Annotated in this window: 17 protein-coding genes and 1 pseudogene; 11 read left to right on the forward strand and 7 right to left on the reverse strand. The window is 62.3% G+C overall.

What is annotated here, in order from left to right; all coding sequences use genetic code 11:
• The 4 genes and pseudogenes from UW3_RS30010 to ftsK form a co-directional block, all read right to left on the reverse strand.
• A pseudogene (locus UW3_RS30010) lies at nucleotides 1–124 on the reverse strand (fluoride efflux transporter CrcB); the annotation flags it as partial.
• On the reverse strand, nucleotides 121–1,446 hold the full coding sequence (locus UW3_RS0125170) for a replication-associated recombination protein A (RefSeq protein ID WP_010226740.1): 1,326 nt from the start codon (nucleotides 1,444–1,446) through the stop codon (nucleotides 121–123). The pseudogene UW3_RS30010 and the gene UW3_RS0125170, both read right to left, overlap by 4 nt.
• Nucleotides 1,447–1,464: 18 nt before the next feature.
• Nucleotides 1,465–2,088: an outer membrane lipoprotein periplasmic chaperone LolA gene (gene lolA, locus UW3_RS0125175; protein ID WP_010226741.1), complete on the reverse strand. Its 624-nt coding sequence runs from the start codon at nucleotides 2,086–2,088 to the stop codon at nucleotides 1,465–1,467.
• A gap of 63 nt (nucleotides 2,089–2,151) precedes the next feature.
• On the reverse strand, nucleotides 2,152–4,563 hold the full coding sequence (ftsK, locus tag UW3_RS0125180) for a DNA translocase FtsK (RefSeq protein ID WP_026001533.1): 2,412 nt from the start codon (nucleotides 4,561–4,563) through the stop codon (nucleotides 2,152–2,154).
• A 326-nt stretch (nucleotides 4,564–4,889) separates the two neighbouring features.
• Here ftsK and aat point away from each other — a divergent pair, with 326 nt between their 5' ends.
• From aat to infA, 3 genes are all read left to right on the forward strand, one after another.
• On the forward strand, nucleotides 4,890–5,570 hold the full coding sequence (gene aat / locus UW3_RS0125185) for a leucyl/phenylalanyl-tRNA--protein transferase (RefSeq protein WP_010226746.1): 681 nt from the start codon (nucleotides 4,890–4,892) through the stop codon (nucleotides 5,568–5,570).
• Nucleotides 5,571–5,627: 57 nt separating this feature from the next.
• The gene (locus tag UW3_RS0125190; RefSeq protein ID WP_010226748.1) at nucleotides 5,628–6,335 is read left to right on the forward strand and encodes an arginyltransferase; all 708 of its coding nucleotides are present in this window, start codon (nucleotides 5,628–5,630) and stop codon (nucleotides 6,333–6,335) included.
• 104 nt (nucleotides 6,336–6,439) lie between these two features.
• The gene (gene infA / locus UW3_RS0125195) at nucleotides 6,440–6,658 is read left to right on the forward strand and encodes a translation initiation factor IF-1 (RefSeq protein ID WP_002553999.1); all 219 of its coding nucleotides are present in this window, start codon (nucleotides 6,440–6,442) and stop codon (nucleotides 6,656–6,658) included.
• Nucleotides 6,659–6,813: 155 nt separating this feature from the next.
• Here the strand turns inward: infA and clpA are convergent, their stop codons facing one another.
• Complete coding sequence (clpA, locus tag UW3_RS0125200) at nucleotides 6,814–9,084, reverse strand: ATP-dependent Clp protease ATP-binding subunit ClpA (protein WP_010226749.1); 2,271 nt, start codon at nucleotides 9,082–9,084, stop codon at nucleotides 6,814–6,816.
• Nucleotides 9,085–9,114: 30 nt separating this feature from the next.
• The gene (clpS, locus tag UW3_RS0125205; RefSeq protein WP_010226753.1) at nucleotides 9,115–9,477 is read right to left on the reverse strand and encodes an ATP-dependent Clp protease adapter ClpS; all 363 of its coding nucleotides are present in this window, start codon (nucleotides 9,475–9,477) and stop codon (nucleotides 9,115–9,117) included.
• Nucleotides 9,478–9,702: 225 nt separating this feature from the next.
• Here clpS and cspD point away from each other — a divergent pair, with 225 nt between their 5' ends.
• The gene (gene cspD, locus UW3_RS0125210; protein ID WP_026001534.1) at nucleotides 9,703–9,957 is read left to right on the forward strand and encodes a cold shock domain-containing protein CspD; all 255 of its coding nucleotides are present in this window, start codon (nucleotides 9,703–9,705) and stop codon (nucleotides 9,955–9,957) included.
• Nucleotides 9,958–10,020: 63 nt separating this feature from the next.
• Here cspD and icd read toward each other — a convergent pair whose 3' ends face one another.
• A complete protein-coding gene (icd, locus tag UW3_RS0125215; RefSeq protein ID WP_010226755.1) occupies nucleotides 10,021–11,277 on the reverse strand; it encodes an NADP-dependent isocitrate dehydrogenase in 1,257 nt (418 codons plus the stop codon).
• A 414-nt stretch (nucleotides 11,278–11,691) separates the two neighbouring features.
• On the opposite strand from icd, the gene UW3_RS0125220 reads away from it, so the two are divergent.
• The 7 genes from UW3_RS0125220 (at nucleotide 11,692) to UW3_RS0125250 (ending at nucleotide 19,571) form a co-directional block, all read left to right on the forward strand.
• Nucleotides 11,692–13,917, forward strand: a complete 2,226-nt coding sequence (locus UW3_RS0125220; RefSeq protein WP_010226756.1) for an NADP-dependent isocitrate dehydrogenase — start codon at nucleotides 11,692–11,694, stop codon at nucleotides 13,915–13,917.
• A 158-nt stretch (nucleotides 13,918–14,075) separates the two neighbouring features.
• Nucleotides 14,076–14,510, forward strand: a complete 435-nt coding sequence (locus UW3_RS0125225) for an NUDIX hydrolase (protein WP_010226757.1) — start codon at nucleotides 14,076–14,078, stop codon at nucleotides 14,508–14,510.
• Between the two features lie 70 nt (nucleotides 14,511–14,580).
• Entirely contained in the window at nucleotides 14,581–15,705 is a 1,125-nt protein-coding gene (gene mnmA, locus UW3_RS0125230) for a tRNA 2-thiouridine(34) synthase MnmA (protein ID WP_010226758.1), read from the forward strand.
• Nucleotides 15,702–16,322: a high frequency lysogenization protein HflD gene (gene hflD / locus UW3_RS0125235; protein WP_010226760.1), complete on the forward strand. Its 621-nt coding sequence runs from the start codon at nucleotides 15,702–15,704 to the stop codon at nucleotides 16,320–16,322. The genes mnmA and hflD overlap by 4 nt, the downstream gene beginning before the upstream one ends.
• Nucleotides 16,323–16,524: 202 nt before the next feature.
• A complete protein-coding gene (gene purB, locus UW3_RS0125240; protein WP_010226761.1) occupies nucleotides 16,525–17,895 on the forward strand; it encodes an adenylosuccinate lyase in 1,371 nt (456 codons plus the stop codon).
• An 82-nt stretch (nucleotides 17,896–17,977) separates the two neighbouring features.
• Nucleotides 17,978–19,144: a ribosomal protein uL16 3-hydroxylase gene (locus tag UW3_RS0125245; RefSeq protein ID WP_010226762.1), complete on the forward strand. Its 1,167-nt coding sequence runs from the start codon at nucleotides 17,978–17,980 to the stop codon at nucleotides 19,142–19,144.
• Complete coding sequence (locus tag UW3_RS0125250; protein ID WP_010226763.1) at nucleotides 19,137–19,571, forward strand: GNAT family N-acetyltransferase; 435 nt, start codon at nucleotides 19,137–19,139, stop codon at nucleotides 19,569–19,571. Before UW3_RS0125245 ends, UW3_RS0125250 begins: the two co-directional genes overlap by 8 nt.
• Nucleotides 19,572–19,626: the final 55 nt, after the last annotated feature.

Below are 19,626 nucleotides of genomic sequence, written 5' to 3' on the forward strand. Positions count from 1 at the left end.
TGACCGCCAGCGTACCGAGATAGAAGTGGCGTGGCCAGTGCGCGTTGACCCAATTGGCGGTGGCAAAGCGCATCAAGGTGCCAACGATGCCCCCGGCGCTGACTGCGGCGATCACGGCAATCATGGTTTTCTCCGCTGCCGCGGGCTGTTGCGGTCGAGTTCGGCCAGGTGCTTGAGCTTCTCGCCGATCTTCAGCTCCAGGCCACGCGGCACCGGTTGGTAGTACTGGCGCGGCTCAAGGTTGTCGGGGAAGTAGTCTTCACCAGCAGCATAGGCATCCGGCTCGTCGTGGGCGTAGCGGTATTCGTCACCGTAGCCCAGTTGCTTCATCAGCTTGGTCGGAGCGTTGCGCAGGTGCAGCGGTACTTCCAGCGAACCGTGCTCGCCGGCCTCGCGCAGGGCGGACTTGAAGCCCATGTACACCGCGTTGCTCTTCGGTGCGCAGGCCAGGTAAGTAATGGCCTGGGCCACCGCCAACTCGCCTTCGGGGCTGCCCAGGCGCTCCTGCACTTCCCAGGCCGCCAGGCACAGGCTCAGGGCGCGGGGGTCGGCGTTGCCGATGTCTTCGCTGGCCATGCGCACCACGCGCCGGGCGATGTACAGCGGGTCGCAGCCGCCATCGAGCATGCGCGCAAACCAGTACAAGGCGCCATCGGGGTTGGAGCCGCGCACCGACTTGTGCAGCGCCGAGATCTGGTCGTAGAAGGCCTCGCCGCCCTTGTCGAAACGCCGGCGGCTGTCGCCGAGCAGGCTCTGCAGCAACTCGACGCCGATTTCGCCACCGTCCTCTGCCAGGTCCGAGGCGTTCTCGAGGAAGTTGAGCATGCGCCGGCCATCGCCATCGGCGGCGGCCATGAGCATCTGGAAGGCTTCGTCGCCAACGCGCAACTGGCGCTTGCCCAGGCCGCGTTCTTCGCTCAGGGCGCGATTGACCAGCTTGCGCAGCGCGGCTTCGTCGAGGCTTTTCAGCACATAGACCCGCGCCCGCGACAGCAGCGCGTTGTTGAGCTCGAACGAAGGGTTCTCGGTGGTGGCGCCGATGAAAATCAGCGTGCCGTCTTCCACGTACGGCAAAAAGGCGTCCTGCTGGGACTTGTTGAAGCGGTGTACCTCGTCGACGAACAGAATCGTCCGCCGCCCGTACTGCCCGGCCTGCTGCTTGGCGATGTCCACCGCGTGGCGGATCTCCTTGACCCCGGCCAGGACCGCCGAGACGGTCTCGAAGTGAGCATCGCAGAACTGCGCCAGCAGCCGCGCCAGGGTGGTCTTGCCGACCCCGGGCGGGCCCCAGAAGATCATCGAGTGCAGCGCGCCCGCTTCCAGTGCCTCGCGCAGCGGTTTGCCGCGGGCCAGCAGGTGCTCCTGGCCAACGTACTCGTCCAGGTTGGCCGGGCGCAGGCGCGCGGCCAGGGGCTGGGCTACGGGGTCGCTACGAAACAGGTCCATGGGCGGCGCTACTACCTCTTACTCGGAGATGACATCCGCACCTTTGGGGATATCGAACTTGAACTTGCTCGCCGGGATCGCCTCGTTGGCCTTGACCGCGGTGAACAGGATGTTGGTGCGCTGGCCGACGCTGTCGATCAGTTGCATGTCATTGACCAGGCCGCGACGGAACGACAGGCGCAGGGAGTCGAACAGGGTGTCCTTGGTTTTCGGCTTGAGCACGAAATCCATGACCTCGCCCTGCTCCTTGGAGGTGATGTCGAAGCTCTGGCTGATCTTCGATACGTCACCAGACAGCAACAGTGCCGGGGTTTCGGTCAGGCGCTGGTCGAGTTTCTTGATGGTAGCCTGTTCCAGGTCCGGGTCCCACAGGGTGACGTTCTTGCCGTCCGACACCACCACTTGCTCGGCTGGTGCGTCGGTGTGCCAGTAGAACAGGCCCGGACGCTGCACGGCCATCTGCCCTGTGGTTTCCTGCAACTGGGTGCCGGTGCCATCGAGGGTCAGCTGGGAGAAATTGGCGCTGATGGTCCTGGATTTGTCCAGCAACTGGGTCAGGCGCGCGGCATCGGCCTCGGCGGCAATTGCCGAAGCGCTGGACAGGGCCATAGCGGAAACCAACAGCATGCGAATCAGGCGCATGGAAATCCTCGTTGCAGTATGAAGGGGCCGGCGGCCGTCACTGGCCGCCAGCGGGTTGGATCATCAGTCGCGGGACGGCCCGGGGGCAATCACTTCGCGCGAACCGTTGGTGTTCATGGCGGTGACCACACCGGCCATTTCCATCGCCTCGATCATCCGCGCGGCGCGGTTGTAGCCGATCTTCAGCTTGCGCTGTACGGCGGAGATGGACGCACGGCGGCTTTCCAGCACGAACTGCACGGCTTCATCGTAGAGCGCATCGGTCTCGGCGTCATCGCCGTCACCGCCACCACCGCCGCCGTCAAAGCCGCTGCCGGCCTCTTCGACGCCGCTAAGGATGTCGTCGTTGTAGTCCGGGGCGCCGCGCAGCTTCCAGGCCTCGACTACGCGATGGACCTCGTCATCGGAAACGAAGGCGCCGTGCACACGGATCGGCAGGCTGGTGCCTGGCGGCATGTAGAGCATGTCACCGTGGCCGAGCAGCTGTTCAGCGCCGCCCTGGTCGATGATGGTCCGCGAGTCGATCTTGCTCGAGACCTGGAAGGCCATCCGCGTCGGGATGTTGGCCTTGATCAGGCCGGTAATCACATCCACCGACGGCCGCTGGGTGGCGAGAATCAGGTGGATACCGGCAGCACGGGCCTTCTGGGCGATACGGGCAATCAGTTCTTCGACCTTCTTGCCGACGATCATCATCATGTCGGCGAACTCGTCGACGATCACCACGATGGTCGGCAGGGTTTTCAGCAGCGGCGGCACGTCGTCCATGCTTTCGCGCTTGAACATCGGGTCGTAGATCGGCTCGCCGGCCTCTTCGGCGTCCTTGACCTTGCGGTTGAAGCCGGCCAGGTTACGCACGCCCATGGCCGCCATCAGCTTGTAGCGCCGCTCCATCTCGGCCACGCTCCAGCGCAGGGCATTGGCGGCGTCCTTCATGTCGGTGACCACCGGGCAGAGCAGGTGCGGAATGCCTTCGTAGATCGACAGCTCGAGCATTTTCGGGTCGATCATGATCAGCTTGGCGTCTTCCGGGCCCGACTTGAACAGGATCGACAGGATCATGGCGTTAACGCCCACCGACTTACCGGAACCGGTGGTACCGGCCACCAGCAAGTGCGGCATCTTCGCAAGGTCGGTGATCACCGGCTTGCCGCCGATGTCGTGCCCCAGGGCCATGGTCACCGGCGATTTGGCTTCGTCGTATTGCGGCGACGACAGCACCTCGGAGAAACGCACGATCTGCCGGTCTTCGTTGGGGATCTCGATACCGACGGTGGTCTTGCCGGGGATCACTTCAACCACACGCACGCTGGTCACGGCCAGGGAGCGGGCCAGGTCCTTGGCCAGGTTGGCGATGCGGCTGACCTTGACGCCAGCGGCCGGCTGGATTTCGTAACGGGTAATCACCGGGCCCGGGTGGATCGAGTCCACCGAGACTTCGACGCCGAATTCCTTGAGCTTGATTTCCAGCAGATGGCCAACGCCGGCCAGGGACTCTGGCGAGTAGTTGACCTGCTTCTTCTCGGCAGGATCGAGGATCGAGATCGGCGGCAAGGTGCCTTCGATGGCGCTGTCGACGAACAGCGGCGCCTGTTTTTCCTTCTGCACGCGCTTGCTCGGCTCCGGCGCCTTGGCCGGGGCCGGCATGATCACCGGCGCCGGCTGCTGCACGCGCTCAGCGACGTGTTTGCTCAAGGCCTGGTCGCGCTCGATGATGCGCTCCTTGGCCTTGGCCTGCTCACGGCGATCTGGCGCTACCGGGGCGACTACCTCGTGGACCTGGTCATCGACCTCGCGCAGCTGCGCCACCAGGCGCTTGCGCTCGTTGCGCGCCTCCCACCAGCGGTTGGCGGCGCCCTGGAACAACTCGAACAGGTCGAGGGTGATCTTGCCGGTGACGTCCATGACCTTGAACCACGACAGGTCGGTGAACACCGTCAGGCCGAACAGGAACAGGGCAATGAACATCAGGGTGCTGCCCTGCACGTTCAGGGCGTTCTTGGCCAGGTCGCCAAGGCTTTCGCCCAGGGCGCCACCGGCCGATGCCGGCAAGCTGGCGGCGGAATGGAAATGAATATGCGCCAGCGCCGCGCCCGAAAGCACCAGGAACACCAGGCCGATCAGGCGCCAGGAAAACAGCCAGCCGCTCCACTGCCAGGGCTGGTGGCGTTCGCGGAAGATCTGCCAGGTCTTGATCGCCAGCAGCAACGGGAAGATGTAGGCGAAATAGCCCAGGACCATGAACAGGATGTCGGCGAAATAGGCACCGGCACGACCGGCGGCATTCTGCACCTGCTCGACGTTGCTGGTGTGGCTGAAGCCCGGATCGGCCTGGTCGTAGGTCAGCAAGGCCATCCACAGGTACAGGCACAGCGCGCCCACGGCGATCAGCGCACCTTCCTTGAGCCGATAGTGCAGCTGCTGGCGCCAGAGCGGCACGGGCAAGGGACTGGGTGTTGCGGTGGATTTCTTCAAAACGCGTCTATTCCTGCGCTCATTGCGCGTCCAACAGTGATTGACCCAACTGAACAGTCAACAAACCACTACTTTTAACATTACTGCCCGCCTACCGCCATGGCGGCACGCCAGAATGAAGCGTAAACGGGGGCCAATTTCCTATACAGCAATTTGAGCATGCATTTTCTTTTGTGACAAAGGCTTATGCGGTGTTTTTGTGCAAGTGTGACAACAAAGGGTCATGCAAGTTGCCTGCAGGCACCACAGCTGCAGGAGCAGGCTTGTCCCGCGAGGCTTTTTCAGGCCATGCTGGGTGCCCTCCCCTCTTCCATCACTGGACCACGATGCTGACCTGGTTGAGCCGCGACACCCTGACCTTTCCGCCGCTGGACAAAGCCCTGCGCGACCCCAACGGCCTGCTCGCCGCCGGCGGCGACCTGAGTGCCGAACGCCTGGTGCAGGCCTATCGCCACGGCTGCTTCCCCTGGTACCAGGACGGCCAACCGATCCTCTGGTGGTCGCCTGACCCGCGCACCGTGCTGTTCCCCGACGAACTGCACGTGTCACGCTCGCTGCGCAAGTTCATCCGTCAGGGCCACTACCAGGTCAGCTTCGACCAGGACTTTGCCGCCGTCATCAACGCCTGCGCCGCGCCCCGCGACTATGCCGACGGCACCTGGATCACCGACAGCATGCAGGCGGCCTACCTGAAGCTGCACCAGCAGGGCTTTGCCCATTCGGTCGAGGTTCGCCAGGGCGGCGAACTGGTGGGCGGCCTGTACGGCCTGGCCATGGGCCGGCTGTTTTTCGGCGAATCGATGTTCAGTCGCGCCGACAACGCCTCCAAAGTCGGTTTTGTCGCCCTGGTCGAGCACCTGCAACAGGCAGGATTCGTCCTGATTGATTGTCAGATGCCTACCGACCACCTGCACAGCCTCGGCGCCCGCGCCATCGCCCGGGCCACCTTTGCCGACTACCTGCAGCGTTATCTCGACCAGCCAAACCGCGCCAGCTGGGTTTGCTAGGCGAGTTTTTCCAGCTGGCTTACACTTAAAACAAAAGCACCTCCCGAGGGGTTGATCATGACAGAGCTGGCGCGGTTGAAGTTTTATGCCACTCAACCCCATTCCTGCAGCTACCTGCCAGACGAACAAGCCACCACGCTGTTTCTCGATCCGAGCCAGCCGATGGACGTCAACGTTTACGCAGACCTGTCGGAAATGGGCTTCCGGCGCAGCGGCGATCACCTGTATCGCCCGCACTGCCAGAACTGTAACGCCTGCGTGCCGGCGCGGATCCCGGCTGCACGCTTTCTGCCCAACCGCCAGCAAAGACGCATCCTCAAGCGCAATGCCGACCTGACCGTCACTGCCGCCCGCCCGGCATTCAAGGAAGAGTATTTCGAGTTGTACCGGCGCTACATCGAGCAGCGCCACGCCGATGGCGATATGTATCCACCGAGCCGCGACCAGTTTTCCACCTTCCTGGTCCGCGACCTGCCGTTTTCGCGTTTTTACGAGTTCCGCCTGGACGACCGCCTGCTCGCCGTGGCGGTCACCGACCTGCTGCCCAACGGCCTGTCAGCGGTGTACACCTTCTACGAGCCGGACGAAGAACGGCGCAGTCTGGGCCGTTTCGCGATCCTCTGGCAGATCACCGAAGCCCTGCGCCTGGGCCTGGGCGCGGTCTACCTCGGCTACTGGATCAAAAACTGCAAAAAGATGAACTACAAGACCCAGTACCGCCCCATCGAGCTGTTGATCAATCAACGCTGGGTGACGTTGAACTGAAATCATTGGCTTGAAGTCCATTTTTCGGGCACAATGCACGCCACTTTTTTTGCCTGGCGCAGCTGTGCACCGGGCCATTAACTGGACACCGAGGGCTTTACTGCATGTCGAAAGAAGACAGCTTCGAAATGGAAGGCACTGTCGTCGACACCCTGCCCAACACCATGTTCCGTGTGGAGTTGGAAAATGGGCACGTCGTTACCGCGCACATCTCCGGAAAGATGCGCAAGAACTACATTCGTATTCTGACCGGTGACAAGGTCCGCGTCGAACTGACGCCCTACGACCTGAGCAAGGGGCGCATCACCTACCGCGCCCGCTAAGCGACACCAACGAAAACGCCCGGCTAAATGCCGGGCGTTTTTGTTGGTCCTGGAAAAGCATCGCTGGCAAGTCGGGTCGCCGCACCGCAGCTCCCACAGGGATTGTGTGGGAGCTGGCTTGCCAGCGATGGGCTGCATAGCAGCCCCAGCCTGCCTTACGCCATCTCAGCCGTGGTCTCGAAGTCGAACACCAGTTCGCCATCGCGGATGTCGATGTGCACCACACCGCCATGCTCGGCCAGCTCGCCAAACAGGATCTCTTCGGCCAACGGCCGCTTGATCTTGTCCTGGATCAGCCGCGCCATTGGTCGCGCGCCCATCTGCGCATCGTAGCCACCGGCAGCCAGCCAGCTGCGCGCCGCATCGCTCACCTCCAGCAGCACGCGCTTGTCTTCCAGTTGCGCCTGCAGCTCGATGAGGAACTTGTCCACCACGCTCTTGATCGTCTCGTGGCTGAGGCGGCCAAACTGGATGATGGTGTCCAGACGGTTGCGGAACTCCGGCGTGAAGCTCTTCTTGATCACTTCCATGGCGTCGGAGGAATGATCCTGCTGAGTGAAGCCGATGGAGGCTCGCGCAGCGGTTTCAGCACCGGCGTTAGTGGTCATGATGACGATGACGTTACGGAAGTCCGCCTTGCGCCCGTTGTTGTCGGTCAGGGTACCGTGGTCCATCACCTGCAGCAGCAGGTTGAAGACTTCCGGGTGGGCCTTCTCGATTTCATCGAGCAGCAACACGCAGTGCGGCTGCTTGGTGATGGCTTCGGTGAGCAGGCCGCCCTGGTCGAAACCGACGTAGCCCGGAGGCGCACCGATCAGACGCGAAACAGTGTGCCGCTCCATGTACTCGGACATGTCGAAACGCACCAGCTCAACCCCCAGGGCCTTGGCCAACTGCCGCGCCGCTTCGGTTTTACCGACACCGGTAGGGCCGGCAAACAGGAACGAACCGACTGGTTTGTCCGGCGCCTTGAGGCCAGCACGGGACAGCTTGATGGCGGTGGCCAGCGAATCGATCGCCGCATCCTGGCCGAACACCGTGAGCTTGAGGTCGCGCTCCAGGTTACGCAGTAGCTCCTTGTCGGAACTGGTCACGTGTTTTGGCGGAATCCGCGCGATTTTGGCGACGATGTCTTCGACCTGCGGCACGTCGATGCGCTTGACGCGCATCTCGACCGGTTGCAGGCGCTGGTAGGCACCGGCTTCGTCGATCACATCGATGGCCTTGTCGGGCATGTGCCGGTCGTTGATGTAGCGCGCTGCAAGCTCGGCAGCGGCGCGCAGGGCCTCATCGCTGTACTCGATGCTGTGGTGGCTCTCGAAGCGCCCTTTGAGCCCACGCAGGATGCCCACGGTGTCCTCCACCGATGGCTCGCTGACATCGACCTTCTGGAAGCGCCGCGCCAGGGCCCGGTCTTTCTCGAAGATGCCGCGAAATTCCTGGAAGGTGGTCGAGCCGATGCAACGGATATCACCCGAAGACAGCAGCGGCTTGAGCAGGTTGGAGGCATCCATTACCCCGCCGGAGGCCGCACCGGCACCGATGATGGTGTGGATCTCGTCGATGAACAGGATCGCCTGCGGACGCTTGCGCAGTTCGTTGAGCAGCGCCTTGAAGCGCTTCTCGAAATCGCCGCGGTACTTGGTGCCTGCCAACAGCGCACCCAGGTCCAGGGAATAGACCACGCTGTGGGCCAGCAGGTCCGGCACCTGGCCGTCGACGATGCGCTTGGCCAGGCCTTCGGCGATGGCGGTTTTACCGACACCGGCCTCACCGACCAGCAGCGGGTTGTTCTTGCGCCGACGGGCAAGGATCTGCGCCACGCGCTCGACTTCGAGCTCGCGACCGACCAGCGGGTCGATGCGCCCCTGACGGGCCTGTTCGTTGAGGTTGCTGGCATAGGCATCCAGTGGATTGCCCGACGATGAAGTTTCGCCGCCGTCCTCGTCCTGCATGTCCTGTTCGCCCTCGGAGTGTTCACCATGGCCCGGCACCTTGGAGATGCCGTGGGCGATGTAATTGACCACGTCGATACGCGCCACGCTCTGCTGTTTAAGCAGGAACACCGCCTGGCTTTCCTGTTCGCTGAATATCGCAACCAGCACGTTGGCACCGGTGACTTCACGCTTGCCCGAGCTCTGGACATGGAAGACTGCGCGCTGCAGTACACGCTGGAAGCCCAGGGTTGGCTGGGTCTCGCGGTCCTCGTCGTGCACGGGGATCAATGGCGTGGTGGAGTCGATAAACTCCTGCAGGTCGTGTTTGAGTTTGTCGAGGTTTGCGCCGCAGGCGCGCAGAACGGTCGCGGCGGCCTCATTATCCAATAGTGCCAGCAGCAGGTGCTCGACGGTCATGAACTCATGACGCTTCGAGCGTGCCTCCTTGAAGGCCAGATTGAGGGTGACTTCGAGCTCGCGGTTTAACATAGCTTCACCTCATACCCAAGTGGCCGGCGATTAACCGTCCTTCTCGATTTCACAGAGTAGCGGATGCTGGCTTTCCCTTGCGTATTGGTTGACCTGCATGGCCTTGGTCTCGGCGATGTCCCGGGTAAACAATCCGCACACTGCCCGTCCTTCTGTATGGACGGCCAGCATGACCTTGGTCGCCAGCTCGCGATTCAGGTTAAAAAACACCTCGAGCACTTCGACGACGAAATCCATCGGTGTGTAGTCATCGTTGAACAAAACCACCTTGTACATGGGTGGCGCCTGCAGGGCCGGCTTGGCCTCCTGTATCGCCAGGCCAGAACCATCGTCCTCATGCGATTGCGGGCGATCCTGATTGAATGTTAGTCGAATCTGGCTATGTGCATGCATGGAAAGAAATTCATCATTTCGACAGGTTGGTTTATGGGTTGACCGCACAGGCGACGCGGGACAGCCGTCGCCTCACCTTGACTATCGGCAAAACGGTGTTACAACCAATAAGAACCCACCGTGGTCGATAAAGATCCGCGCAGTCAACCAGAATTTTCGCAGGTTCATATGCGGATGGAGTGGATGATACTCCAGTGATGGAGTCCTTTGCAGAGGGATATGAGGATGGCAAGCGGTAAAGTCAAGTGGTTCAACAACGCCAAGGGCTATGGCTTCATCAATGAAGACGGGAAAACAGAGGACCTGTTCGCACACTACTCGGCTATCCAGATGGACGGTTATAAAACCCTGAAAGCCGGACAACCCGTCAGTTTCGAGATCATCCAGGGCCCCAAGGGCTTGCACGCGGTGAACATATCGAACCTCGCCGCACAAACCACCGCCTCCCCCACCCCCAACCCGCAAACGACTGAAGCCTGAGCCGGCGATCAGACATAAAAAAACCGGCCAGCCCGCAAGGACTGGCCGGTTTTCTTGTGCCGCTTACATGTGCTTGATCAAAGCCTCACCGAAACCGGAGCTGCTGACCAGCGTCGCGCCTTCCATCAGGCGCTCGAAGTCGTAGGTCACGGTCTTGGCGGCGATGGCGCCGTTGGTGCCCTTGATGATCAGGTCGGCCGCCTCGGTCCAGCCCAGGTGGCGCAGCATCATCTCGGCGGAGAGAATCACCGAACCCGGGTTGACCTGGTCCTTGCCGGCGTACTTCGGCGCGGTGCCGTGGGTGGCTTCGAACATCGCCACGGTGTCGGACAGGTTGGCGCCCGGGGCAATACCGATGCCGCCGACTTCCGCCGCCAGGGCGTCGGACAGGTAGTCACCGTTGAGGTTGAGGGTGGCAATCACGTCGTATTCGGCCGGGCGCAGCAGGATCTGCTGGAGCATGGCGTCGGCAATGGCATCCTTGACGATGACTTCACGGCCGGTTTTCGGGTTCTTGAACTTCATCCACGGGCCGCCATCGAGCAGCTCGGCGCCGAATTCGTTCTTGGCCACTTCGTAGCCCCAATCCTTGAAGGCACCTTCGGTGAACTTCATGATGTTGCCCTTGTGCACGATGGTCAGCGACTTGCGGTCGTTGTCCACCACATACTGCAGGGCCTTGCGCACCAGGCGCTGGGTGCCTTCCTTGGAGACCGGCTTGATGCCGATGCCGCAGTCCTGGTCGAAACGGATCTTGGTGACGCCCATTTCTTCCTTCAGGAACTTGATGACCTTGGTCGCTTCCGGCGAACCGGCCTTCCACTCGATGCCGGCATAGATGTCTTCGGAGTTTTCGCGGAAGATCACCATGTCGACGTCACCCGGTTTTTTCACCGGGCTCGGTACGCCCTGGAACCACACTACCGGGCGCAGGCAGACGTACAGGTCCAGCTGCTGGCGCAGGGCAACGTTGAGGGAACGGATACCACCACCGACCGGGGTGGTCAGCGGGCCCTTGATGGACACCACGTAATCCTTGACTGCGTCCAGGGTTTCCTGGGGCAGCCAGGTGTCCTGGTCGTATACCTGGGTGGCTTTTTCACCGGCGTAGACTTCCATCCAGGAAATCTTGCGCTTGCCCCCATAGGCTTTCTCTACAGCAGCATCAACCACTTTGATCATGACGGGGCTTACATCTACGCCAATGCCGTCGCCTTCGATGAACGGGATGATCGGATTATCAGGAACATTGAGAGAATGGTCCGCATTGACGGTGATTTTGTCGCCGACTGCCGGAACCTTGATTTTCTGGTATCCCATGCTGCACTCCGTTTTTTTTGGTGTGGTTCGTCATCTGGATCCCCTGAGCGTACCCCAGTTGAACGGCAACGGGAACCACGTGCGCAAATGCCCTGCAATGGGGCAGCAACGCCTACATCTTTGGTCTAAAAAAGCCCCTGCGACCGGTTGATCTTGATCAATACGACCAAGGCTTTGGTATACTCGCCCGGTGACCAAAGGGTCACTGGGGGCGAACCGTCTGAAACGAGACCTGCGGCCCCGACAAGACTGGGCTGTTACCGCAGTTCAGCCGTTTGACACTCGACTGATGCAATCCACCATCACCGCCCAGAATCTTCGACCTTCTGCTCATGGATGTGTCTGAGCGAAGCGCCTACCCTGCGCACCTCGAGATTCTGCGCACGCTCAGCAAAACAGAGAGTTAACCCGAATATGCCCACCCGATCCAAGATCATCTACACCTTCACCGACGAAGCCCCCGCCCTCGCCACCTATTCATTGCTCCCCGTCATCGAAGCCTTCACCGCTTGCGCCGACATCGCCGTAGAAACCCGGGACATCTCTCTGGCCGGCCGTATCCTTTCTGCCTTCCCTGAACAGCTCGGCGCCGACAAGCAAGTGGCCGACCACCTGGCAGAACTGGGCCAACTGGCAACCACGCCAGAAGCCAACATCATCAAGCTGCCGAACATCAGCGCCTCGGTGCCGCAACTGAAGGCCGCGATCAAGGAACTGCAAGCCAAGGGCTTCAACATTCCTGACTACCCTGAAGCCGCCGCCACCGACGCCGAGAAAGAAGCCAAGGCTCGCTACGACCGCATCAAGGGCAGCGCCGTGAACCCGGTCCTGCGTGAAGGCAACTCCGACCGCCGCGCCCCGCTGTCGGTCAAGAACTACGCACGCAAGCACCCGCACAAGATGGGCGCCTGGGCTGCCGACTCCAAGTCCCACGTGGCCCACATGAGCCACGGCGACTTCTACGGCAGCGAGAAAGCCGCGCTGATCGAAGCCGATGACAGCCTGCGCATCGAACTGCTGGACAAGAACGGCAACACCACCGTCCTGAAAGAAAAAACCGCGGTCAAGGCCGGCGAAATCGTCGACTGCGCGGTCATGAGCACCAAGGCGCTGCGTAAATTCATCGCCGCCGAGATCGAAGACGCCAAAGCCAAGGGCGTGCTGCTGTCGGTGCACCTGAAAGCCACCATGATGAAGGTCTCCGACCCGATCATGTTCGGCCAGATCGTTGCCGAGTACTACCAGGACGCGCTGAACAAGCACGCCGCGGTACTGGAGCAGATCGGTTTCAACCTGAACAACGGTATCGGCGACCTGTACGCCCGTATCAAGACCCTGCCAGCCGAGCAGCAGGCGCAGATCGAAGCCGACGTCAAAGCCGTCTACGACGTCCGCCCGGCCCTGGCCATGGTCAACTCCGACAAGGGCATCACCAACCTGCACGTGCCAAGCGACGTCATCGTCGACGCCTCGATGCCGGCGATGATCCGTGACTCGGGCAAGATGTGGAACACCGAAGGCCAGCTGCAAGACACCAAGGCAGTGATCCCGGATCGTTGCTACGCCACCATCTACCAGGCCGTTATCGACGACTGCAAGCAACACGGCGCCTTCGATCCGACCACCATGGGCAGCGTGCCGAACGTTGGCCTGATGGCGCAGAAAGCCGAAGAGTACGGCTCCCACGACAAGACCTTCCAGGCCAAGGCCGACGGCGTGATCCGCGTGGTTGACGGCAAGGGCAACCTGCTGCTGTCCCAGGACGTCGAAGCCGGCGACATCTTCCGCATGTGCCAGGTCAAAGACGCGCCGATCCAGGACTGGGTCAAGCTGGCCGTCAACCGCGCCCGCGCCAGCAACACCCCGGCGCTGTTCTGGCTCGACCCGCATCGCGCCCACGACGGCGTGCTGATCGAGAAGGTCCAGAAGTACCTGAAAGACCACGACACCACCGGCCTGGACATCCGCGTCCTGTCGCCTGTCGAGGCCATGAAGGTTTCCCTGCAGCGCATCCGTGCGGGCCAGGACACCATCTCGGTCACCGGCAACGTACTGCGCGACTACCTGACCGACCTGTTCCCGATCATGGAACTGGGCACCAGCGCCAAGATGCTGTCGATCGTGCCGCTGATGAACAACGGCGGCCTGTTCGAAACCGGCGCCGGCGGTTCGGCACCCAAGCACGTCCAGCAACTGGTTGAAGAGAACTTCCTGCGCTGGGATTCCCTGGGTGAGTTCCTGGCCCTGGCGGCTTCCCTGGAGCACCTGAGCACTGCCTACACCAACCCGAAAGCCAAGGTACTGGCGGCGACCCTGGACCAGGCCACCGGCCAGTTCCTGGACACCAACAAGTCCCCTGCGCGCAAGGTCGGCGGTATCGACAACCGTGGCAGCCACTTCTACCTGACCCTGTACTGGGCCCAGGCCCTGGCCGCCCAGAGCGACGACGCCGCCCTGCAAGCGCGCTTCGCCCCACTGGCAAAAGCCCTGGCCGAGCACGAAGCAACCATCGTCGCCGAGCTCAACGCCGTGCAGGGCAAGCCGGCCGACATCGGTGGCTACTACTACCCGGATGCCGAGCTGACCAGCAAAGTGATGCGCCCGAGCCAGACCTTCAACAGCGCGATTGCCGCGCTGTAAGAGAAGCAGCTTGAAGCAGTAAACAAAAACCCCGGCCACGCACCGGGGTTTTTTTAGCTTTGAGTTTCAAGCTGCAAGCTACAAGAAAGAGCCTTGCGCGCACGGCTTTTACTTGTAGCTTGCAGCTTGAAACTTACAACTTAGGGAGAGAATCGACCGTGCGCCCCCACATCACCGTCGCCACTATCATCGAAGACCAGGGCCGCTTCCTCATGGTCGAGGAATTCAAGGCCGGCAAGCACGTGTTCAACCAGCCCGCCGGCCACCTGGAGGCCAACGAAAGCCTGCTCGACGCCGCCCGGCGCGAAACCCTCGAAGAAACCGCCTGGGAGGTCGAGCTGACCGGCATCGTCGGCATCTACCTGTATACCGCCCCCAGCAACGGCGTGACCTACCAGCGCATCTGCTTCGCCGCCAGGCCGCTCAAGCACCACCCCGAGCGCGCCCTGGACAGCGACATCGTGCGCGCCGTGTGGCTGAGCCGCGAGGAGCTGCTGGCCGACCCCGAGCGCTGGCGCAGCGAGCTGGTGCCGCGTTGCATCGACGATTACCTGGCCGGCCCGCTGCACAGCCTGGCGTTGATTCGCGACTGACAGCAACGATGCCTTGCAGGCCGCAGCCTGATAGAATCGTTGTCTTTTTCCAGATACACAGCCGGTACCTATGACCAGTCCAGCACTTTACGAACCCGAAAAGACACGCGTTATCGTCGGCATGTCCGGCGGCGTGGACTCTTCCGTCTCCGCCCTCCTGCTGATGGAGCAGGGCTACCAGGTGGAAGGCCTGTTCATGAAGAACTGGGAAGAGGACGACGGCACCGAATACTGCACCGCCCGCGAAGACCTGGCCGACGCCCAGGCCGTGTGCGACCGCATTGGCATCAAGCTGCACACCGCCAACTTCGCCGCCGAATACTGGGACAACGTCTTCGAGCATTTCCTGGCTGAATACAAGGCCGGGCGCACACCGAACCCGGACATCCTCTGCAACCGCGAAATCAAGTTCAAAGCCTTTCTCGACTACGCGCTGATGCTCGGCGCCGACCTGATCGCCACCGGCCACTACGTGCGCCGCCGCGACACTGACGGGCGTACCGAACTGCTCAAGGGCCTGGACCCGAACAAGGACCAGAGCTACTTCCTGCACGCCGTTGGCGGCAAGGAAATCGCCCGCACGCTGTTCCCGGTCGGCGAACTGGAAAAACCCGAAGTGCGCGCCATCGCCGAGAAACACGGCCTGGCCACGGCGAAGAAGAAAGACTCCACCGGTATCTGCTTTATCGGCGAGCGCCGCTTCAGCGACTTCCTCAAGCAGTACCTGCCGGCACAACCGGGCGAGATCCAGACCACCGACGGCGAAGTCATCGGCCGTCACCACGGCCTGATGTACCACACCATCGGCCAGCGCCAGGGCCTGGGCATCGGCGGCCTGAAAGACGCCGGTGACGAGCCGTGGTACGTACTGGAGAAAGACCTCACCCGCAACGTGCTGGTGGTCGGCCAGGGTAACGAACACCCGTGGCTATTCTCGCGCGCCCTGCTCGCTTCAGAGATCTTCTGGGTCAACCCTATCGACCTGTCCAGCCCACGGCGTCTGACGGCCAAGGTGCGCTACCGCCAAAGCGATCAGGGCTGCACCCTGGAACAGACCGCAAGCGGCTACCGCGCGGTGTTCGACGAGCCACAGCGGGCGGTGACGCCAGGCCAGTCGGTGGTGTTCTATGACGGCGAAATCTGCCTCGGCGGCGGCGTGATCGAAACCGCCGAGCCGTGGAGCGCGCGCGCATGAATGCCATGCAAGAGCAGTTGGTTGCCCTGGGCGGTGTATTCCAGGCCGCGGTGCTGGTTGACCGCATCGCCCGCACCGGCCAGGCCAGCGAGGCGAACCTTGGCTGCATGCTCGGCAGCCTGCTGGTACGCGACCCCAAGGACACCCTGGAGGTGTTCGGCGGTGACGACCTGAACCTGCGCGACGGCTACCGCGCCCTGGCCAGCGCCCTGGAGCGCGACCCCGGCAGCCTGCAGCGCGAGCCGCTGCGCTATGCCCTGTCGATGCTGGGCCTGGAGCGCCAGCTGGCCAAGCGCGGCGACATGCTCGATGTGATCGGCAGCCGCCTGCCGCAAATCCAGTCCCAGGCCGAGCATTTCGGCCTGGTACATGAAAACGTCATTGCTTCCAGCGGCGCCCTGTACCAGGACACCCTGAGCACCCTGCGCCAACGCATCCAGGTGCATGGCGACATGCGCCACCTGCAGCAGCCAAGCAATGCCTCGAAGATTCGCGCCCTGCTGCTCGCCGGCATCCGCGCCGCGCGCCTGTGGCGACAGTTGGGCGGCCATCGCTGGCAGTTGGTGGTCAGCCGGCGCAAACTGCTCAAAGAGCTGTATCCGATGTTGCGTGGCTGAACACCCATTGCGGGCAAGCCAGCTCCCACAGGGCCGGCATGCACTGCACCTGTGGGAGCTGGCTTGCCAGCGATGGGGCCTTTGAAGCCACTATGATACTGAATGATTTGCTGGCATTACCTTTTGTCAGCCACCCGACCCGGGCGCGTTTTTCATGTATGATATGCGCCCTTTTCAAAGCCTGACTGTCCGAGAACACCCCATGCAGCTTTCCTCGCTCACTGCGGTTTCCCCTGTTGACGGCCGCTACGCCGGCAAAACCCAGGCCCTGCGCCCTATTTTCAGCGAATACGGCCTGATCCGTTTCCGCGCCCTGGTCGAGGTTCGCTGGCTCCAGCGCCTGGCCGCCCACCCGCAGATCGCCGAGGTTCCGGCCTTTTCCGCCGAAGCCAACGCCCTGCTCAACGGCCTGGCCGATGAGTTCGCCCTCGAGCACGCCGAGCGCGTCAAAGAGATCGAGCGCACCACCAACCACGACGTCAAGGCCATCGAGTACCTGCTCAAGGAGCAGGCCGCCAAGCTGCCGGAGCTTGCCAAGGTCAGCGAGTTCATCCACTTTGCCTGCACCAGCGAGGACATCAACAACCTGTCCCACGCCCTGATGCTGCGCGAAGGCCGCGACAGCGTGCTGCTGCCGCTGATGCGCCAGATCGCCCAGGCCATCCGTGAGCTGGCCCACCGCTTCGCCGACGTGCCGATGCTGTCGCGCACCCACGGCCAACCGGCGTCGCCAACCACTCTGGGCAAAGAGCTGGCCAACGTCGTCTACCGCCTGGAGCGCCAGATCGCCCAGGTTGCCGCCGTGCCACTGCTGGGCAAGATCAACGGCGCCGTGGGCAACTACAACGCCCACCTGTCGGCCTACCCGCAGATCGACTGGGAAGCCAACGCCCGCGCCTTCATCGAAGACGAGCTGGGCCTGGTGTTCAACCCGTACACCACCCAGATCGAGCCGCACGACTATATCGCCGAGCTGTTCGACGCGATCGCCCGCTTCAACACCATCCTGATCGACTTCGACCGCGACGTCTGGGGCTACATCTCCCTGGGCTACTTCAAGCAGCGCACCATCGCTGGCGAAATCGGCTCCTCGACCATGCCGCACAAGGTCAACCCGATCGACTTCGAAAACTCCGAAGGCAACCTGGGTATCGCCAATGCCCTGTTCCAGCACCTGGCCAGCAAGCTGCCGGTCTCGCGCTGGCAGCGCGACCTGACCGACTCCACCGTGCTGCGCAACCTGGGCGTCGGTTTCGCCCACAGCGTGATCGCCTACGAGGCCAGCCTCAAGGGCATCAGCAAGCTGGAAATCAACCAAGCACGTATCGCCGAAGACCTGGACGCCTGCTGGGAAGTTCTCGCCGAGCCGATCCAGACCGTCATGCGCCGCTACAACATCGAGAACCCCTACGAGAAGCTCAAGGAGCTGACCCGTGGCAAAGGCATCAGCCCCGAAGCGCTGCTGACCTTCATCGATGGCCTGGACATGCCGGCAGAGGCTCGCAGCGAGCTGAAGAAGCTGACTCCAGCCTCCTACATCGGTAATGCCGCGGCTCAAGCCAAACGCGTCTGATCTGCGCCCTGCGCGTAAACGCCCGGCTCAGCCGGGCGTTTTTATTACCGAAAGAAAATTACTTTTTTTCAATAGGTTACACATGAATCCTGATACTCCTCTGCAGCTTCTGGGCGGCCTCACTGCCCGCGAATTCATGCGCGACTACTGGCAGAAGAAACCCCTGCTGGTACGCCAGGCCTTCCCGGACTTCGAAAGCCCGATCGACGCCGACGAACTGGCCGGCCTGGCCCTGGAAGAAGAAGTCGAATCGCGCCTGGTCATCGAGCACGGCGAGCGCCCATGGGAACTGCGCCGCGGCCCGTTCGAAGAAGATGCCTTCAGCACCCTGCCCGAGCGCGACTGGACCCTGCTGGTGCAAGCGGTCGATCAGTTCGTGCCGGAAGTCGGCGAACTGCTGGAGCATTTTCGCTTCCTGCCAAGCTGGCGCATCGACGATGTGATGATCAGCTACGCAGCGCCCGGCGGCAGCGTCGGCCCGCACTTCGACAACTACGATGTGTTCCTGCTGCAAGGCCAGGGCAAGCGCAACTGGAAGATCGGCCAGATGTGCGACAGCGACAGCCCGCTGCTGGAGCACGCCGACCTGCGCATCCTCGCCGAATTCGAGCAGAGCGACGAGTGGACCCTGGAGCCCGGCGACATGCTCTACCTGCCGCCACGCCTGGCCCACTACGGCATTGCCGAAGATGACTGCCTGACCTATTCGGTGGGCTTCCGCGCGCCGGGCGCCGCTGAAGTGCTGACCCATTTCACCGACTTCCTCAGCCAGTTCCTGCCTGACGAAGAGCGTTACACCGACGCCGACGCCGAGCCGGTCAGCGACCCGCACCAGATCCAGCACGACGCCCTCGACCGCCTGAAAAAGCTGCTCACCGAGCACATGGGCGACGAGCGCCTGCTGCTGACCTGGTTCGGCCAGTTCATGACCGAACCGCGCTATCCGGAGCTGGTCAGCGGCGAGCCGCTGGACGAAGTCGAGCTGATCGAGAGCCTGGCCCAGGGCGCGATCCTGATCCGCAACCCGAGCGCGCGCCTGGCCTGGTCGGAAGTCGACGACAACCTGCTGCTGTTCGCCAGCGGCCAGAGCCGCCTGCTGCCGGGCGACCTGCGCGAGCTGCTGAAACTGATCTGCGCCGCCGACGCGTTGCACATTGAAAACCTTGAGCAGTGGCTTGAAAACGATCAAGGCATTACCTTGATCTGCGAACTGGTCAAACAAGGAAGCCTGGGGTTTGCCAATGAATAAGATTCGCGTCCGTCTCGCCGACTGGCAGAAAGACAACGCTGATATCCGCCGCATTCGTGAAGCTGTGTTCATCGCCGAACAGAACGTGCCGCCGGAGCTGGAGTGGGATGCCGACGACAACACTGCCGTGCATTTTCTGGCCATGGAGGGTGACTACGCCATTGGCACCGCCCGCCTGCTGCCCGACGGCCAGATCGGCCGGGTCTCGGTGCTCAAGGACTGGCGCGGGCTGAAGGTCGGTGACGCGCTGATGCAGGCGGTGATCGTCGAAGCCCAGAACCGTGACCTCAAGCAGCAGATGCTCAGCGCCCAGGTACACGCCACGCCGTTCTATGAGCGCCTTGGCTTCAAGGTGGTCAGCGAAGAGTTCCTCGAGGCGGGTATTCCGCACGTGGACATGGTTCGCGAATCGCGCGAACTGGTTTGATTGCGATTGGGGCTGCCTTGCAGCCCATCGCCGGCAAGGCCGGCTTGTGTCTTGA

Origin of the sequence: Pseudomonas donghuensis, assembly GCF_000259195.1 — a bacterium.
In the GTDB taxonomy this organism is placed as follows: domain Bacteria; phylum Pseudomonadota; class Gammaproteobacteria; order Pseudomonadales; family Pseudomonadaceae; genus Aquipseudomonas; species Aquipseudomonas donghuensis.

What these genes read in the sequence shown, in the direction of transcription:
- UW3_RS0125170 (WP_010226740.1), bottom strand. Translation starts at nt 1,446, where the DNA reads ATGGACCTGTTTCGTAGCGACCCCGTAGCCCAGCCCCTGGCCGCGCGC.
- lolA (WP_010226741.1), bottom strand. Translation starts at nt 2,088, where the DNA reads ATGCGCCTGATTCGCATGCTGTTGGTTTCCGCTATGGCCCTGTCCAGC.
- aat (WP_010226746.1), top strand. Translation starts at nt 4,890, where the DNA reads ATGCTGACCTGGTTGAGCCGCGACACCCTGACCTTTCCGCCGCTGGAC.
- UW3_RS0125190 (WP_010226748.1), top strand. Translation starts at nt 5,628, where the DNA reads ATGACAGAGCTGGCGCGGTTGAAGTTTTATGCCACTCAACCCCATTCC.
- infA (WP_002553999.1), top strand. Translation starts at nt 6,440, where the DNA reads ATGTCGAAAGAAGACAGCTTCGAAATGGAAGGCACTGTCGTCGACACC.
- clpA (WP_010226749.1), bottom strand. Translation starts at nt 9,084, where the DNA reads ATGTTAAACCGCGAGCTCGAAGTCACCCTCAATCTGGCCTTCAAGGAG.
- clpS (WP_010226753.1), bottom strand. Translation starts at nt 9,477, where the DNA reads ATGCATGCACATAGCCAGATTCGACTAACATTCAATCAGGATCGCCCG.
- cspD (WP_026001534.1), top strand. Translation starts at nt 9,703, where the DNA reads ATGGCAAGCGGTAAAGTCAAGTGGTTCAACAACGCCAAGGGCTATGGC.
- icd (WP_010226755.1), bottom strand. Translation starts at nt 11,277, where the DNA reads ATGGGATACCAGAAAATCAAGGTTCCGGCAGTCGGCGACAAAATCACC.
- UW3_RS0125220 (WP_010226756.1), top strand. Translation starts at nt 11,692, where the DNA reads ATGCCCACCCGATCCAAGATCATCTACACCTTCACCGACGAAGCCCCC.
- mnmA (WP_010226758.1), top strand. Translation starts at nt 14,581, where the DNA reads ATGACCAGTCCAGCACTTTACGAACCCGAAAAGACACGCGTTATCGTC.
- hflD (WP_010226760.1), top strand. Translation starts at nt 15,702, where the DNA reads ATGAATGCCATGCAAGAGCAGTTGGTTGCCCTGGGCGGTGTATTCCAG.
- purB (WP_010226761.1), top strand. Translation starts at nt 16,525, where the DNA reads ATGCAGCTTTCCTCGCTCACTGCGGTTTCCCCTGTTGACGGCCGCTAC.
- UW3_RS0125245 (WP_010226762.1), top strand. Translation starts at nt 17,978, where the DNA reads ATGAATCCTGATACTCCTCTGCAGCTTCTGGGCGGCCTCACTGCCCGC.
- UW3_RS0125250 (WP_010226763.1), top strand. Translation starts at nt 19,137, where the DNA reads ATGAATAAGATTCGCGTCCGTCTCGCCGACTGGCAGAAAGACAACGCT.